Source organism: Corynebacterium xerosis NBRC 16721 = ATCC 373 (assembly GCF_001552415.1).
Taxonomy (GTDB): domain Bacteria; phylum Actinomycetota; class Actinomycetes; order Mycobacteriales; family Mycobacteriaceae; genus Corynebacterium; species Corynebacterium xerosis.
The window spans coordinates 40991-56415 of record NZ_BCRD01000003.1 but is presented as its reverse complement, the minus strand read 5'-3'; the positions used below and the strand labels follow the sequence as shown (position 1 = coordinate 56415).

The following is a 15425-nucleotide window of genomic DNA, read 5'->3' as shown; positions in this document are numbered from 1 at the left end:
CGCGGGGCTTACGGGCGGGCTTCGAGGATGGCGACGACGCCTTGGCCGCCTGCGGCGCAGACGGAGATCAGGCCGCGGGCGACCTGGCCGGTCTCGTCGGCCTTGGCGCGCAGCATCTTCGCCAGCGAGGCGGTGATGCGGCCGCCGGTGGCGGCGAAGGGGTGGCCGCAGGCCAGCGACGAACCGTTGACGTTGAGCTTCTCGCGGGGGACGGAGCCCAGGGCGCCGTCGAGGCCGAGCTTCTCGCGGCAGTACTCCTCGTCCTCCCAGGCCTTCATCGTGGCGCACACGGTGCCGGCGAAGGCCTCGTGGATCTCGAAGAAGTCGATGTCCTCGAAGGTCAGGCCCTGGCGGGCGAGGATGCGCGGGGTGGCGTAGGCCGGGGCCATGAGCAGGCCCTCGTCGCCGTGGACGAAGTCGACGGCGGCGGACTCGACGTCGACGACGTCGGCCAGCACGGTCAGGCCACGCTCGGCGGCCCACTCCTCGGAGGAGATGAGCACCGCGGACGCACCGTCGGTCAGCGGCGTGGAGTTGCCGGCGGTCATGGTGGGCTCGGCCTCCAGGCCACGGCCGAAGACGGGCTTGAGCTTGCCCAGCTTCTCGGCGGTGGAGTCGGCGCGCAGGTTGGTGTCGCGGGTGACGCCCTTGAACGGGGTGACCAGGTCGGAGAAGAAGCCCTCGTCGTAGGCGCGGGCCAGGTTCTGGTGCGACTTGGCGGCGAGCTCGTCCTGCTCGGCGCGGGTGATGCCCCACTCGGCGGTGGTCAGGGCCTGGTGCTCGCCCATGGACAGGCCGGTGCGCGGCTCGCCGGTGCCCGGGGTGGCCGGCGCGAGGTCGGCCGGGCGGATGGCGGCCAGTGCCTTGAGGCGGCCGGCGGTGGTCTTCTGGCGGTTGGCGTTGAGCAGCGCCTTGCGCAGGCCGTCGGACACGGCGATCGGGGCGTCGGAAGTGGTGTCCACGCCGCCGGCGATGCCGGCCTCGATCTGGCCGAGCTTGATCTTGTTGGAGATGGAGGACAGTGCCTCCATGCCGGTCGCGCACGCCTGCTGGATGTCGTACGCCGGGGTGGTCGGGTCCAGGGCGGAGCCGAGCACGCACTCGCGCACGAGGTTGAAGTCGCGCGAGTGCTTGAGCACCGCGCCGGCGGCGACGGAGCCGAGGCGCTCGCCGGCCAGGCCGTAGCGGGCGACGAGGCCGTCGATGGCGGCGGTGAGCATGTCCTGGTTCGACGCGTTGCTGTATTCCTTGTTGGAGCGCGCGAACGGAATGCGGTTGCCGCCGACGATGACGGCGCGGCGCGGAGCGTTCTGAGTGGGCTGAGTCGTCATGTGACTGGTGCCTTCCTTGATCCCTATGTGTGATCTGAGTAACTAAATGTAGACATTATCCCGGATTGCGACGCATGTCACCCCGTTTCGTAAAACGCCGGGTGGATCGTGCCACCTCCGGTCACACCCGGGGTTAAGGATGCGGGCGTAAGAATGTCCGCGTGGAGATCATCCCCGCCCTTTCCCTGACGGGCCGCGCCGCGCAGGCCGCCGTCGTCGCCGTGCTGCTCGCCGCCCTGTTCCTCATGGCTCGTCCGCCGGCGGGCGCCGACATCGGCCGCCGCGCGCCCCGCGACGGCGGCGTCCTCACCTCCGTTCACCTGGACAACCCCGCCAGCGGATTCGCCGCCCGCGATGCGCAGGTCTACCTGCCCCCGGCGTACTTCGCGCACCCGCGCCCGAAACTGCCCGTCGTGGTCCTGGTGCCGGGGGTGCCCGGCTCCCCGGAGCAATGGTTCGCCGAAGGTCGGGCGGGGCAGGCCCTCGACGCTTTCGCGGAAGACCACCGCGGGCTGGCCCCCACCACCGTCGCCGTCGACGCCAACGGGACGGTGTTCAAGGACACCCTTTGCGTGGACTCCCCGGCCACGGGGGACAAGGTGATGACGTACCTGGCCGAAGACGTGCCGGCGGGCGTCGCAAAGCTCTTCGACGTCGACCCGGACCCCGCGGAAACGGTGGCCACGTACTTCCGCGGGGACGGGAAGGCCTACGACGCCATCGACCCGCTGAAGATCCTGGAAACCGCGCGCTTCGGCCGCGAACTGACCGCCGCAGCCCACGCCGCGGGCGTCGCCGTCGCCTACTCCGAGACGCCCGGCGCCCACACCTGGCGGGCCTGGGCCGCCGGCTTCGCGGAGTCCCTGCCGTGGCTGTCCGCCCGATTGGGGTTGACCGGGGAAGACTCCTAGCCCGGGGTCTATGCTCTATCCCCATGCGACCCGAACTTTCCGCGTACAGCCACCTGACGGCGGGCAAGGTCCGCGAGATCTACGAGATCGACGACGACACCCTTCTCATGGTCGTCTCCGATCGCATCTCCGCGTACGACCACATCCTGGACACGCCGATCCCCGACAAGGGCCGCGTGCTCACCGCGATGAGCGTCTTCTTCTTCGACGAGCTCGACTTCCCCAACCACCTCGCCGGCCCCGCCGACGACGAGCGCATCCCCGCCGAGTCCCTCGGCCGCGCCCTGGTGTGCAAGAAGCTGGAGATGCTGCCCTTCGAGTGCGTCGCCCGCGGCTACCTGACCGGCTCCGGCCTGGCCGAGTACCGTGAATCCGGCACCGTCTGCGGCATCGAGCTGCCGGAGGGACTGGTCGAGGGCTCCAAGCTGCCCGAGCCGATCTTCACCCCGGCCACCAAGGCCGAAATCGGCGACCACGACGAGAACGTGCCGTTCTCCCGCGTCGTCGCCTCGCTGGGCGAGCACCGCGCCAACGAGCTTCGCGACGCCACCCTGTCCATCTACTCCCGCGCCGCCGAGCTGGCGCTGGAGCGCGGCATCATCCTGGCGGACACGAAGTTCGAGTTCGGCCTCGACGCCGACGGCGGCCTGGTGCTCGCCGACGAGGTCCTCACCCCGGACTCCTCCCGCTACTGGCCTGCGGATTCCTACGTGGAGGGCCAGGTCAACCCGTCGTTCGACAAGCAGTACGTGCGCAACTGGCTGACGTCGCCGAAGTCCGGCTGGGACAAGAACGCCGGCACGCCCCCGCCGCCGCTGCCCGGCGGCGTGGTCGAGGCGACCCGCGAGCGCTACATCGAGGCCTACGAGCGCATCTCCGGCCGCCGCTTCTCCGACTGGATCGGCGACCCCGCTTGATGGCCGCGCCCATCGCCGCCCGCCGCCCGCACGTCCGCGCCCATCACGGCCGCGAGTTCGTCGATGACTACGAGTGGCTGCGGGACAAGACCGACCCGGAGGTCATCGCGCACCTCAACGCCGAAAACGCGTACACCGACGCGATGACCGCCGACCTGGGCGACCTGTCCGAGGCGATCTTCGGCGAGATCAAGTCCCGCGTGCAGGAGACCGACATGTCGGTGCCGGTGCGCTCGGGGGACTGGTGGTACTACTCGCGCACCCTGGAGGGGAAGTCCTACGGCCTGTCGTGCCGCATGCGCGCCGACGGCGACGACTGGACCCCGCCGGCGATCCCGGACGCCGCGCCGGGCGAGCCCGTGCCGGGGGAGGAGATCCTCCTCGACCTCAACGAGCTGGCGGAGGGCCACGAGTTCTTCTCGCTGGGCGCCGCGTCGGTCACGGTCGACGGCAATCTGCTCGCGTACTCCGTCGACGTCGTAGGCGACGAGCGCTACACCCTGCGGATCAAGGATCTGCGCACCGGTGAGCTGTACGACGACGTCATCGCCGACATTTCCGCCGGCGCCACCTGGGTGGGTTCGGACCACCTGTTCTATCAGCGCCTGGACGAGGCCTGGCGGCCGGATTCGGTCTGGCGCCATACCGTCGGAAAGCCCGCGTCCGAGGACGTGCGCGTTTTCCACGAACCCGACGAGGCCTACTGGGTCGGCGTGGGCACGACCCGCAGCGAGAAGTACCTGATTTTCGAGGCGGGGTCGAAGATCACGTCGGAGACCTGGTACCTGGAGTGCTCCGACCCGACCGGCGAGCCGGTGTGCGTGCGCCCCCGCGAGCGAGGCGTCGAGTACGACGTCGACCATGCTGTCATCGGCGGGCAGGACGTCTGGCTGGTCACGCACAACATGACGGGGCCGAATTTCGCTCTCGGCGCGGTGCCGGTGGGCACGTTCGATTCGTTCGATGACCTGCGCGAGCTCGTCGCCCATGACCCGAAGGTCCGCGTCGAGGGCATCGATTGCTTCGCCGGCCACCTGGTGCTGGCGTACCGGTCCGGCGGCATCGGCAGGCTCGCCCTGTCGGTGCTCGACGGTTCTCCGCTTGACGACGGTGCCGTGGAGTTTTCCGAGCTGGAGTTCCCGGAGGAGCTGTACACCGCGGCGTCGGCGGGCAACCCGGAGTGGGAGGCGCCGGTGCTGCGGTTCTCCTACGGGTCCTTCACCACGCCGACGGAGGTGTGGCAGCTCGACGTGGCCACGGGCGAGCGCGAGCTGCTCAAGCGCCAGCCGGTGCGCGGCGGCTACGAGCCGTCCGATTACGTGGCCACGCGCCGCTGGGTCGAAGCCCGCGACGGCGCGCTGGTGCCGGTGTCGCTGGTGCACCGCGCGGACCTCGACGTCACGCGCCCGAACCCGCTGCTGCTCTACGGTTACGGGTCCTACGAGGCCCCGATCGACCCGGGCTTCTCCGTCGCGCGCCTGTCGCTGATGGACCGCGGCATGATCTTCGCCATCGCCCACGTCCGCGGCGGCGGCGAAATGGGCCGCGCCTGGTGGGAGCAGGGCCGGGGGCTGACGAAGAAGAACACGTTCACCGACTTCATCGACGTCGCCGACGACCTGCTCGCAGCGGGCCTGACCACCCGGGACCAGATGGTCGCCGACGGCGGTTCGGCCGGCGGCATGCTCATGGGCGCCGTGGCGAACATGGCCGGCGACCGTTTCGCCGGCATCGAGGCCGTGGTCCCGTTCGTCGATCCGCTGACGTCGATGCTCATGCCCGAGCTGCCGCTGACGGTGGTGGAGTGGGACGAGTGGGGCGACCCCTTCCACGAGGAGGAGGTCTACGACTACATGGCCTCCTACGCCCCGTACGAGAACATCGAGGCGAAGAAGTACCCGCAGATCCTCGCGGTGACCAGCCTCAACGACACCCGCGTGCTCTACGTCGAGCCGGCGAAGTGGATAGCCAAGCTGCGCGAGGTCGCCGGCGGTGAGGAGGGTGGGACGAATGGCCCCTTCCTGCTGAAGACCGAGATGAGCGCCGGCCACGGCGGCGTCTCCGGCCGCTACGCCAAGTGGCGCGAGACCGCGTTCCAGTACGCGTGGCTGCTGCGCGTCGCCGGGGCGGCCTGACCGGAAGGGACGGCATGGACATCTACGAGGCCATCGGCCGCCGCCGAGACGTGCGCCGCGAGTTCAGCGGCGAGGTCATCGGCGACGACGCCCTGATGCGCATCCTCGCCGCCGGCCACGCCGCCCCGTCGGTGGGGCTGTCGCAGCCGTGGGATTTCCACGTGGTGCGCCGTCCCGAGCGCCTGCGCGCGTTCGCCGAGCACGTGGCCGGTTGCCGCGACGACTTCGCCGAATCGCTTCCCGACGACCGCCGGGACACCTTCAACCCGATCCGCATCGAGGGCATCGTGGAATCCGGCACCGGCGTCGTGGTGACGTACGACCCGACCCGCGGCGGCCCGAACATCCTCGGCCGGCACACGGTCGACGACACCGGCCTGATGTCCGTGGCGCTGGCCATCGAGAACATGTGGCTGGCGGCCACCGCCGAGGGCGCCGGGATCGGCTGGGTGAGCTTCTACCGGGAGGAATTCCTGGCGGAGTTCATCGGCGTCGAAAAGCCCGTGCGGCCCGTCGCGTGGCTGTGCTTGGGCCCGGTGACCCACCTGGCCGAGGTCCGGGACTTGGAGGCGTTCGGCTGGCGCAAGGGGCTGGAACTCGACGAGGTCGTGCACTGGGACTGAATCGGGTACCGGGGCCGAGCCGTCATCTGGCCTTGACCCGGTGTTCCATCGACCGTCACCGCGAATTCACCCCGTGATGTTCTGATGGCCGCATGACCGCCATCTCTCCCGCTCTCGTGGTGTCGGTGTCGGGTATCCGGGATGACCGGTTGCTCGACGCCGCACGCTTCATCGCCGCCCTCGAATTCCGGGGCATCACCCCGTCGCTGCTGGTCGCCCCGCATCTGGGCGCGGACTGGACCCTGCGCGATTCGCCGGCGGTGCTGGACTGGGTGCGGCGGCGGCGCGACGAGGGGTCGGAGATCCTGCTGGCCGGTTACGACCAATCGGATCGCGGTCGCCGCGGCGAATTCGCGGCGCTCGATTCCCACGAGGCGCGCCTGCGCCTGACGGCGGCCACCCGCCAGATGAAGGCGCTGGAGCTGGAGACCGACATCTTCGCCCCGCCGAAGTGGCTGATGTCGCCGGGCACGCTGGAGGTGCTGCCGGAACTGGGCTTCCGCATCGCCGCCGATCTGCACGGCGTCCACGACCTGGCCACCGGCGCCACCGACCCGACCCGCGTGCTGGCCGTCGGCGAAGGCTTCGGCGCGGCGCGCTGGTGGCGCCGGGCGATGCGCAACTCCGTCAACCGGGCCATCGCCGACGGCCGCCCGATCCGCATCTCGGTGTCGGCGGCCCGGCTGCGCGACGAGAAGGTGCGCCGCGACATCCTCCGCCTGCTCGATCTGGCCATGTCCGCCGGCGTCAGCCCTGCCGGTTACGGTGCGGTGCCCCTACGATGGGCGGCATGAGCGACAGCAACGGCACCCTGTACGACATCCCCGTCACCACCATCGACGGCCGCGAGACCACGCTGGCGGAGTGGGCGGGCCACGTCCTGCTCATCGTCAACGTCGCCAGCGAGTGCGGCCTGACGGAGCAGTACCGCGCCCTGCAGGAGCTGCAGGAGGAGTTCGCCATGCGCGGCTTCTTCGTCCTGGGCTTCCCCTGCAACCAGTTCGGTGGCCAGGAGCCCGGCACCGAGGAGCAGATCGCCGATTTCTGCGACGCCAACTACGGAGTGACGTTCCCCCTGTTCGCCAAGATCGACGTCAACGGCGAGAGTGCCCATCCGCTCTATCGGCGATTGACGCAGGTCGCCGACGCCGACGGCGAGGCCGGCGACGTCGCGTGGAACTTCGAGAAGTTCGTCATCGACGACTCCGGCGAGATCGTGGGCCGTTTCCGCCCCCGCACCGAGCCCGACGACGACGCGATCATCGACCTGATCGAGTAGCACTTGCCGGTGTGACGGTGGGGCGGGGGGCCGACCTCCGGGTCCGGTTCCTCGTCTTCGGGCACGTCGTCGGGATCCAGCGGATCATCCGCCCCGGCGCCCGCCGCTTCCGCCGCAGCCTCCGCCGCGGCCGGGTCCTCCAGCCGCCCGGTGGCGCCCCAGCCCATGATCCCCCCGCGATTGCGCAGGTTCATGCTGGCCAGGCCCACGCCGCCGAGCTCGTCGCCGCCGACGGTGACCACGTCGCCGTGCACGGCCACGACCATGTTGACGTGGTACCCGAACGGCCACGGGTAGTCGTAGAAGACCAGGTCGCCCACCTGCGGCGAAAACTCCGGATCCGCCTCCGCGTCGATGTACGCGCCGCGGTCGGCCATCGCACCGGCCAGCTCCAGCGTGTCGGCGACCAGCCACGCATCCGGGTTCCCCGGCTTCTCCGCGCGCACGGGCAGCCCGGCCTCGCTGAGCACCCACGACACGAATGCCGCGTCCCACGGACCATCGGGATCCGGGGCGGCCCCGTCCTTCGGCGGGATCCCGCTTTCCGACGGCCCGGCGCCCGCGTCCCCGCGCGTGAAGTACCTGGAGCCGTCCGGCTGGTCCTCGTGCTGGACGCGGGTGATCTCGACGATCTTCTGCTGGTACACGGGGCGCTCCGGATCCGGTGCGGGGAAGGTGCCCCCGCGCCAGGCCAGAAGATTGACCGGGCCCCACAGCGTCATCGCCGCCCCGAACACGAAAACGAAGGCCAATAGCAGAATCGGCCACGGCACGGGGCCGAAACGGCGGGGTTCGCGGGCGTCGGTCATGCCGACAGGATAGCGGCGGGTGGGGATCGCCCCGCCGCCTAGTAGAGTTGACCCCGGATATGCGTCCCGCGACCAGGCGGGGCTTCCCACCAAACAACAGGAGCACTTACGTGGCGCGTGTAGTTGTCAATGTGATGCCCAAGGCGGAGATCCTCGACCCGCAGGGCCAGGCCGTCCACCGGGCTCTGGGGCGCATCGGCGTCTCCGGGGTGTCCGACGTTCGCCAGGGCAAGCGATTCGAGCTCGAGGTCGACGATTCGGTCACCGACGAAGATCTCGGCCGGCTGGCGGAGACGCTGCTGGCCAACATGGTCATCGAAGATTTCGAGGTCGTGCGCGGGGAGGGCAAGTGACCGCCAAGATCGGCGTCATCACCTTCCCCGGCACGCTCGATGACGTCGACGCGCTGCGCGCCGCCCGCCTGGCCGGCGCCGAGCCGGTCGAGCTGTGGCACGCCGACGCCGACCTGAAGGGCGTCGACGCCGTCGTCATCCCGGGCGGCTTCTCCTACGGCGACTACCTGCGCACCGGCGCGATCTCGGCGCTGGCGCCCGTCATGCGCTCCGTCATCGACGCCGCCGGCAAGGGCATGCCCGTGCTGGGCATCTGCAACGGTTTCCAGGTGCTCACCGAGTCCGGCCTGCTGCCGGGCGCGCTGACCCGCAACGAGGGCCTGCACTTCGTGTGCCGCGACCTGCACCTGAAGGTCGAGAATTCCGACACCGCCTGGACGTCGTCGCTGTCGGCCGGCCAGGAGATCCTCATCCCCTCGAAGCACGGCGAGGGCCGCTTCCAGGCCGCCCCCGATACCATCCGCGAGCTGGAGGAGGAGGGCCGCGTGGTGTTCCGCTACGTCGAGAACCCCAACGGCTCCATCAACGACATCGCCGGCGTGTGCAGCGCCGACGGCCGCGTCGTGGGCCTCATGCCGCACCCGGAGCACGCCGTCGAGGCGCTGACCGGCCCGTCGCTCGACGGTCTCGAGCTGTTCCTGTCCGCCGTCTCCACCATCGGCGCGTAAAGGGAGGATCGCCATGACCGACATCAACGTCCACGACGACACCGTCGACAACGCCGCCGCCACTCCCGAGCTGGATCAGCCCTGGGCCGAGCTGGGACTGAAGGAGGACGAGTACGCCCGCATCCGCGAGATCCTCGGCCGCCGCCCCACCGACGCCGAGCTGGCCATGTACTCCGTCATGTGGTCCGAGCACTGCTCCTACAAGTCGTCGAAGGTGCACCTGCGCTACTTCGGCGAGACCACGACCGACGCGATGAAGGAGAAGATGCTCGCCGGCATCGGCGAGAACGCCGGCGTCGTCGACATCGGCGACGGCTGGGCCGTCACCTTCAAGGTCGAGTCCCACAACCACCCGTCCTACGTCGAGCCGTATCAGGGCGCCGCCACCGGCGTCGGCGGCATCGTCCGCGACATCATGGCCATGGGCGCCCGCCCGGTCGCCGTGATGGACCAGCTGCGCTTCGGCGCGGCCGACGCCCCGGACACGCAGCGCGTGCTGCCCGGCGTCGTCGCCGGCGTCGGCGGCTACGGCAACTGCCTGGGCCTGCCGAACATCGGCGGCGAGACCGTCTTCGACGAGTCCTACGCCGGCAACCCCCTGGTCAATGCGCTGTGCGTCGGCGTGCTGCCGGTCGAGGACCTGCACCTGGCGTTCGCGTCGGGCACCGGCAACCGCGTCGTGCTCTTCGGCTCCCGCACGGGCCTCGACGGCATCGGCGGCGTGTCGGTGCTGGCGTCGGACACCTTCGAGGAGGGCGCGGAGCGCAAGCTGCCGGCCGTCCAGGTCGGCGACCCGTTCGCCGAGAAGGTGCTCATCGAGTGCTGCCTCGACCTGTACAAGGCCGGCGTCGTCGTCGGCATCCAGGACCTCGGCGGCGCGGGACTGTCTTGCGCCGTGTCGGAGCTGGCGGCCGCCGGCGACGGCGGCATGGAGGTCAACCTGGACAACGTGCACCTGCGCGCGGAGAACATGACCGCCGCGGAGATCCTGTCGTCGGAGTCCCAGGAGCGCATGTGCGCCGTGGTGAAGCCGGAGGACATGGACGAGTTCATGGCCATCTGCGCCAAGTGGGACGTCATCGCGTCCGACATCGGCGTGGTCACCGACGGCACCAACCTGGTCATCACCCACGGCGGCAAGACGGTCGTCGACGCCCCGCCGAAGACCATCGCCGACGAGGGCCCGACCTACCACCGCCCGTACGCCCGCCCGGAGTGGCAGGACGCGCTGCAGGCGGACCCGGAGCTGGCCCGCCCGTCGTCGTCGGACGAGCTGCGCAAGACCGTGCTGGACCTCGCCGCCTCGCCGGCGTTGTGCTCGCGCGCGCACATCACCGAGCAGTACGACCGCTACGTGCGCGGCAACACCGTCGCCGCGAAGCACGCCGACGCCGGCGTGCTGCGCGTCAACGAGGAGACCGGCCGCGGCGTGGCCATCTCCACCGACGCGTCGGGCCGCTACACCAAGCTCGACCCGCGCACGGGCGTCCGACTGGCGCTGGCCGAGGCGCACCGCAACGTGTCCGTCACCGGCGCGATGCCGTACGCGGTGTCGAACTGCCTGAACTTCGGCTCGCCGGAGAACCCGGACGCCATGTGGCAGTTCGCCGAGGCCGTCCGCGGCCTGGCCGACGGCGCCGCCGAGCTGGACGTGCCCGTCACCGGCGGCAACGTGTCGTTCTACAACCAGACCGGCGACGAGCCGATCCTGCCGACCCCGGTCATCGCGGTGCTGGGCATCGTGGAGGACGTGGAAAAGATCATCGGCAACCGCCTCGCGCAGGACGGCGCCGACGACGAGGTCCTGTACCTCCTCGGCGACACCGCCGACGAGCTGGGCGGTTCGATCTGGCAGCAGGTCGCCCACGATGCGCTGGGCGGCATGCCGCCGGCCATCGACCTGGCCGACGAGGACAAGCTGACGCAGTTCTTCCACGGCACCATCGAGTCCCGCGGCGAGCACTTCGCCACCGCCGCGCGCGACCTGTCGGAGGGCGGCCTGTCGCAGGCCGTCGTCGAGGCCGCGGTCCAGTCGGGCGTCGGCATCGAGATTTCGCTTGACGACGTCTCGGCCGACCCGTTCGTGGCCCTGTTCTCCGAGTCGGCGTCCCGCGCCCTCGTGGCCGTCCGAGAGGCCGACGCCGCGGAGCTGGAGGCCCGCGCGGCCGAGGTGGGCGTGCCGTTCGCGAAGATCGGCCGCGTGCTGACGGGCGACGCCGAAAAGGTCATCCGCGTCTCCGGTGGCGAGATCTCCTTCGAGATCCCGCTCGCCGAGGCGGAGTCCGCCTGGCGCGACACCCTGCCGAACCTGTTCGCCCACGCCGTGGGTGCGAACTCGGTGGTCGAGGCGGAGTAGCGACGGCCGTTCGCCGAACCAGTGGGGCCATTCCCGTGAAGGGGGTGGCCCCACTTTCGTGCGCCCGTGGGATACCGTGGGGCGCATTCGAATGATGCAGCGGACGGCGGGGAGATGGCCGTCGCAAAGCAGTACCCGAGCAGTACCCGAGCAGTATCCGAGCAGACACGAAACCGGAGATCCCATGAGCGATACCCCGACCACTCGCCGCAGCAAGGCCGCGCCCGGGATGGTGCCGGCGGTGATCGCGCTGGTGGTGGTCGTTCTGCTGATCATCGGCGTCGGCGGATACATGATGTGGGGCGGCTCGGGATCGGGCTCCGGCTCTGGCTCGGCGAACAGCGCCGCGACCACCGATGCGGGCGGTGATGCGGCATCCGGCCAGGGCGGCACCCCGGATGCGGACGCCGGTTCGGGTGATGAGGGCCTGAGCTTCCTCGCCCGCCGCGACGCCGGCGACCGGATGGCCATGGGCGAGGTGAATGCGCCGGTCGTACTGGTCAATTATTCGGACTGGCGCTGTCCCTTCTGCGCGAAGTTCGCCCGCGACATGGAGCCGGCCCTGGTGCGGGACTACGTCGACACCGGCAAGCTGCGCATCGAGTGGCGCGACATGCCGATCTTCGGCGACGAGTCGATGGTCGCCGCACGTGCCGGCCGGGCCGCCGCAGAGCAGGACAAGTTCCAAGATTTCCACCGCGTCGTCATGGCCGCCGCCCCCGAGCGCGGGCATGCGGACCTCAACGAGCAGACGTTGATGGCCTTCGCCGAGCAGGCCGGCATCCCGGACCTGGAGAAGTTCCGCGGGGACATGCTGTCGGACCGTTTCGACGAGGCGATCGCCAAGGACGCCGAAGAGGGTTCGCTGTACGGCGTGAATTCGACGCCGACGTTCATCGTGGGCGCCGGCGTGATCGTGGGCGCGCAGCCGCTGGAGACGTTCGTCGAAGCCATCGAATCGCAGCTGCCGGAGCACCTGCGGACGCCGGTCGAGCCGGCGGAGTAGCCGCATGGGAGTGGGATCCATCGGCGTCGCGGGCGCATTCTTGGGCGGACTGCTGTCGCTGCTCAGCCCGTGCTCGGCGCTGCTGTTGCCATCGTTTTTCGCCTACGCCTTCGATGGCGTGGGAAAGCTCGTGCAGCGCACGGTCGTGTTTTACCTGGGCATGATCGCCGTGCTGGTGCCGATGGGCGCGGGCATCGGCGCGATCGGGTCGTTGCTGACCATTCATCGGGGGACGGTGACATTGATCGCTGGGCTGGTGGTGATCGCATTGGGCGTGTTCACGGCGCTCGGCGGAGGTTTCCGCGTCGGTGGCGGAGTCGACGGCGGCCGCGTCGGTGGCGCGGCCCGGGGGACCGGGATCCTCAACGTCGCGGTGCTCGGTGCGGTGTACGGGCTGGCGGGGTTCTGTTCGGGGCCGTTGCTCGGAGCGATCCTGACCGTCGCTTTGGCCGGTGGCTCGCCCGTGCAGGGTGGTTTGTTGATGGCCGTGTACGCATTGGGCATGGGGGCGCCCCTTCTGCTCATGGCTCTGCTGTGGGAGAAGTTCGACCTCGGGTCCCGGTCATGGTTGCGCCCGAAGCCCGTGCAGATCGGCCCGGTGCGCACGAATTCGCTGTCGCTCATTGCCGGTGTGGTGCTGGTGATGTTGGGTGTGCTGTTCATCGTCACCGGCGGTACCGCGGGGCTCGGTGGTGCGACGACGGTTGATCAACAATTCGCGATGCAGGAGTGGCTGACCAGCGTGTCGGGTGCGGTAACTGATCTGTGGGTGGTGTTGGGCGTGCTGGTTCTCGTTGCCATTGGTCTGGTCGTGTACCTGCTGCGGGGGAGTGTCTCATCGCGCTCGGCTCGCGAACCTCGGGCCTAGAAGGGGATGTCGGGGTGGGGGCCGAGCGGCGGGGGCGGCTCCGGTGCGGACCCCGGGTCTGCGTCGATCGTCGCACGCCGCCGGTGGGGGCGGCACACGGAGCGGGGGAGGCTGTCCGAGTGCGGATGAAACCTCGAATCGGAGACCGTTCCCGGTTGGGGTTCCGGTGCGGAGCCGGTTTCCGGCCCCACCCCCTCCCATTCGCCGGCGGCGCACTTTCGGTTCCATTCGGTCCATTCGTCGTCGATCATGTCGGGGTTCCTTTTCATCGGCGCACTTGCCCAGATGTCGTCGGTGGTGTCATCGGCGGCGTTTCGGCCATCGCGTCGTTTCATGTCCGAGGTCTCCTTGTCCGGATCCCAGGTCGGATCCCAGGTCGGATCCTCGACGCTCGGCCAACCGTCATCAGCTGCGTCCGCCAGTGCCCGGGCTTCCGCAGCGACTGCGGGATCGGCGGAGTTGAGCGGGCCGGCGGTGAACTCCGCGAGTTCCTCCTCGTACTTCGCGGTCTCGCGGGCATGCCTGCGCAGTGCCGCATCGATGTCCGCCTGCTCCATTGCCTTGGTGGCGTCGGCTTCGGCCTTCATCCGGCGCAGATTGTCGCCGTGGATCGTCGAGGCCAACCGCGTCGCCCGTTGGGCGAACGTCTGACGCTTGATGTGGGCGATCGGCCCGTGCGGCACCGTCGTCGCCTTCGCCTCACCGGTGTGGTCCGACCAGGTCACCGAGCCGTCGGGGTGCATCTGCGCATGCCAGTGCCGGGAAGTTTTGAGGTTGTGGTGGTGCTGGCACAAGCACTGCAAATTCCATGTCGCCGTCACGCCGAGGTTGTTCGCGTCATTGCCGGCGATATACCCCGCACCCGCGCCCTCTGCGGTGCGCATCCCGGGTGTCCCCTTCGGTTGGCCACCGCTCAGCCAATCCAGGTACACGCCCAGCGGAAGGAGGTGCCGGTCGTTGGCGTGGATCAGCGGGTTCTTCGCCGCATCGGGGTTGAAGTTGATCACGTGGTCGACCTGGCACCGGTGGGCGGGCACATCGCACCCCGGGAACCGGCACTGCCCGTCCCGGCCGCGCACACGGGCCTTCTGCGCCTCCGTCGGCGCGTAACCGCCCGTCTGCGAGTCGGCGGAGAGGCGGACAACTGCGGCACGTGCCAGCCATTCCTCGCTGACGTACTTCGGCAACCAGCCGGCGCCATCGAGCCACACTTGGACGTCGTCTTCGTCGGCGTCACCGTCGACGTAGATGTTCATGGTGACCTTGGCTCCCGCGAAGTCGCCACGGGACATCGCGATCATCGCATCGGTGTATGAGCAATCTTCCCCGGCCTTGACCTTGGCGTCCTTGATCGCCCGGACCGTGGCGTCGAATTCGGCCAAACGGTCCTTGCGCATGATGACCTCCATCGACCCGTGATCACCCGGGTACTCGTTGTCGACGCCGTAGGACTCGCCGGTGACGGGTTGGGGCTCATCCTCGTCGGGTGGGGTGGAGATGGGTTCGACGGATTCGACGATGCGGCGGAGCTCCCGGGCGAAGACCCGGGGCCCGGGCAACGCCTGAAAATCCTTCCTGGGGCGCAGGTACCGGAGGAACCTCTTCTCGACTTCCGGAAGGTTGTCGTCGGAGACGGCGACGATGGACTTGGCGATGGTCGACAACCTCTCATGCGGCAGTGCACCGGAGCGGCAGAACTCCAGGATGCGGGGCATGCGACGCAGCATCGTGCCGACATCGCAGTACGCCGTCGCCCGCCCCTTGCTCACGCCGATGCGGGTGCCGACGGAGTTGACGTGCGAATCGACGTCATCGTCGCCGGCGGGCGCGACCGCCAAAGACAAGTGGACGTCCATGATGTTGCGGTGGCGGCCGATGGTGGTCACCGGTTCGTCGCGCTCGGTGGCCCACCGTTTGCGCGGCGGGGCCTTCTCGTCTCGGTTGCCGTCGTGGTCGGGCTGGTTGTTTTCTTCGGATGCGTCATGGTCGATGGCCATGTCGATTCCCCCGGTGGTGCGATGCTGATGAAGAGCGGTCCTGCATGTGATCGCTGACGCCGATCTGCCCCGAAACCAGGCCATTCCCCCGGCCTTGCTTCACCATTTATGGTACATGCGTTCGATTCAATTCCATCGAACATGAGGCAACATTTCGGACTCTTTTCGCACC

Annotated in this window: 13 protein-coding genes and 1 pseudogene; 11 read left to right on the top strand and 3 right to left on the bottom strand. The window is 69.5% G+C overall.

The features are described from left to right. Positions 1-8 precede the first annotated feature (8 nt). Positions 9-1331, bottom strand: coding sequence for an acetyl-CoA C-acetyltransferase (locus CX1_RS05850; RefSeq protein WP_046650223.1), 1323 nt, complete (start codon positions 1329-1331; stop codon positions 9-11). 161 nt (positions 1332-1492) lie between these two features. Here CX1_RS05850 and CX1_RS05845 point away from each other — a divergent pair, with 161 nt between their 5' ends. The 6 genes from CX1_RS05845 (at position 1493) to CX1_RS12025 (ending at position 7196) form a co-directional block, all read left to right on the top strand. Beyond that, positions 1493-2242 (top strand): alpha/beta hydrolase-fold protein, encoded by a 750-nt coding sequence (locus CX1_RS05845; protein WP_046650222.1) that lies wholly within the window; start codon positions 1493-1495, stop codon positions 2240-2242. A gap of 23 nt (positions 2243-2265) precedes the next feature. Next, positions 2266-3159 carry a phosphoribosylaminoimidazolesuccinocarboxamide synthase gene (locus CX1_RS05840; protein ID WP_046650221.1) on the top strand — a complete coding sequence of 298 codons (894 nt, stop codon included), beginning with the start codon at positions 2266-2268 and terminating at the stop codon, positions 3157-3159. Continuing rightward, a complete protein-coding gene (locus CX1_RS05835; RefSeq protein ID WP_046650220.1) occupies positions 3159-5294 on the top strand; it encodes a S9 family peptidase in 2136 nt (711 codons plus the stop codon). The genes CX1_RS05840 and CX1_RS05835 overlap by 1 nt, the downstream gene beginning before the upstream one ends. 14 nt (positions 5295-5308) lie before the next feature. Next, positions 5309-5917, top strand: coding sequence for a 5,6-dimethylbenzimidazole synthase (gene bluB / locus CX1_RS05830; RefSeq protein ID WP_060925397.1), 609 nt, complete (start codon positions 5309-5311; stop codon positions 5915-5917). Positions 5918-6009: 92 nt separating this feature from the next. Next, positions 6010-6711 (top strand): DUF2334 domain-containing protein, encoded by a 702-nt coding sequence (locus tag CX1_RS05825; RefSeq protein ID WP_046650219.1) that lies wholly within the window; start codon positions 6010-6012, stop codon positions 6709-6711. Then, positions 6708-7196: a glutathione peroxidase gene (locus CX1_RS12025; protein ID WP_244465447.1), complete on the top strand. Its 489-nt coding sequence runs from the start codon at positions 6708-6710 to the stop codon at positions 7194-7196. The genes CX1_RS05825 and CX1_RS12025 overlap by 4 nt, the downstream gene beginning before the upstream one ends. Positions 7197-7435: 239 nt before the next feature. Here the strand turns inward: CX1_RS12025 and CX1_RS05820 are convergent. Beyond that, positions 7436-7918 (bottom strand): annotated as a pseudogene (locus tag CX1_RS05820) (CHAP domain-containing protein); the annotation flags it as partial. Between the two features lie 197 nt (positions 7919-8115). Here CX1_RS05820 and purS point away from each other — a divergent pair. The 5 genes from purS to CX1_RS05795 all read left to right on the top strand — a co-directional run bounded on the left by purS (position 8116) and on the right by CX1_RS05795 (position 13256). Beyond that, positions 8116-8358 carry a phosphoribosylformylglycinamidine synthase subunit PurS gene (gene purS, locus CX1_RS05815; RefSeq protein ID WP_082719157.1) on the top strand — a complete coding sequence of 81 codons (243 nt, stop codon included), beginning with the start codon at positions 8116-8118 and terminating at the stop codon, positions 8356-8358. Next, complete coding sequence (gene purQ, locus CX1_RS05810) at positions 8355-9026, top strand: phosphoribosylformylglycinamidine synthase subunit PurQ (RefSeq protein WP_046650216.1); 672 nt, start codon at positions 8355-8357, stop codon at positions 9024-9026. Before purS ends, purQ begins: the two co-directional genes overlap by 4 nt. 13 nt (positions 9027-9039) lie before the next feature. Beyond that, positions 9040-11382: a phosphoribosylformylglycinamidine synthase subunit PurL gene (purL, locus tag CX1_RS05805; protein WP_060925396.1), complete on the top strand. Its 2343-nt coding sequence runs from the start codon at positions 9040-9042 to the stop codon at positions 11380-11382. A 184-nt stretch (positions 11383-11566) separates the two neighbouring features. Then, positions 11567-12388: a DsbA family protein gene (locus CX1_RS05800; RefSeq protein WP_052753151.1), complete on the top strand. Its 822-nt coding sequence runs from the start codon at positions 11567-11569 to the stop codon at positions 12386-12388. A gap of 4 nt (positions 12389-12392) precedes the next feature. Further along, entirely contained in the window at positions 12393-13256 is an 864-nt protein-coding gene (locus CX1_RS05795) for a cytochrome c biogenesis CcdA family protein (protein WP_060925395.1), read from the top strand. Here CX1_RS05795 and CX1_RS05790 read toward each other — a convergent pair. Further along, on the bottom strand, positions 13253-15253 hold the full coding sequence (locus tag CX1_RS05790) for an HNH endonuclease signature motif containing protein (RefSeq protein WP_046650214.1): 2001 nt from the start codon (positions 15251-15253) through the stop codon (positions 13253-13255). The two genes, CX1_RS05795 and CX1_RS05790, sit on opposite strands and share 4 nt — an antisense overlap. Positions 15254-15425: the final 172 nt, after the last annotated feature.

Coding starts and splice junctions, on each gene's coding strand:
- CX1_RS05850 (WP_046650223.1), bottom strand. CDS start 1,331: ATGACGACTCAGCCCACTCAGAACGCTCCGCGCCGCGCCGTCATCGTC.
- CX1_RS05840 (WP_046650221.1), top strand. CDS start 2,266: ATGCGACCCGAACTTTCCGCGTACAGCCACCTGACGGCGGGCAAGGTC.
- CX1_RS05835 (WP_046650220.1), top strand. CDS start 3,159: ATGGCCGCGCCCATCGCCGCCCGCCGCCCGCACGTCCGCGCCCATCAC.
- bluB (WP_060925397.1), top strand. CDS start 5,309: ATGGACATCTACGAGGCCATCGGCCGCCGCCGAGACGTGCGCCGCGAG.
- CX1_RS05825 (WP_046650219.1), top strand. CDS start 6,010: ATGACCGCCATCTCTCCCGCTCTCGTGGTGTCGGTGTCGGGTATCCGG.
- CX1_RS12025 (WP_244465447.1), top strand. CDS start 6,708: ATGAGCGACAGCAACGGCACCCTGTACGACATCCCCGTCACCACCATC.
- purL (WP_060925396.1), top strand. CDS start 9,040: ATGACCGACATCAACGTCCACGACGACACCGTCGACAACGCCGCCGCC.
- CX1_RS05800 (WP_052753151.1), top strand. CDS start 11,567: ATGAGCGATACCCCGACCACTCGCCGCAGCAAGGCCGCGCCCGGGATG.
- CX1_RS05795 (WP_060925395.1), top strand. CDS start 12,393: ATGGGAGTGGGATCCATCGGCGTCGCGGGCGCATTCTTGGGCGGACTG.
- CX1_RS05790 (WP_046650214.1), bottom strand. CDS start 15,253: ATGGCCATCGACCATGACGCATCCGAAGAAAACAACCAGCCCGACCAC.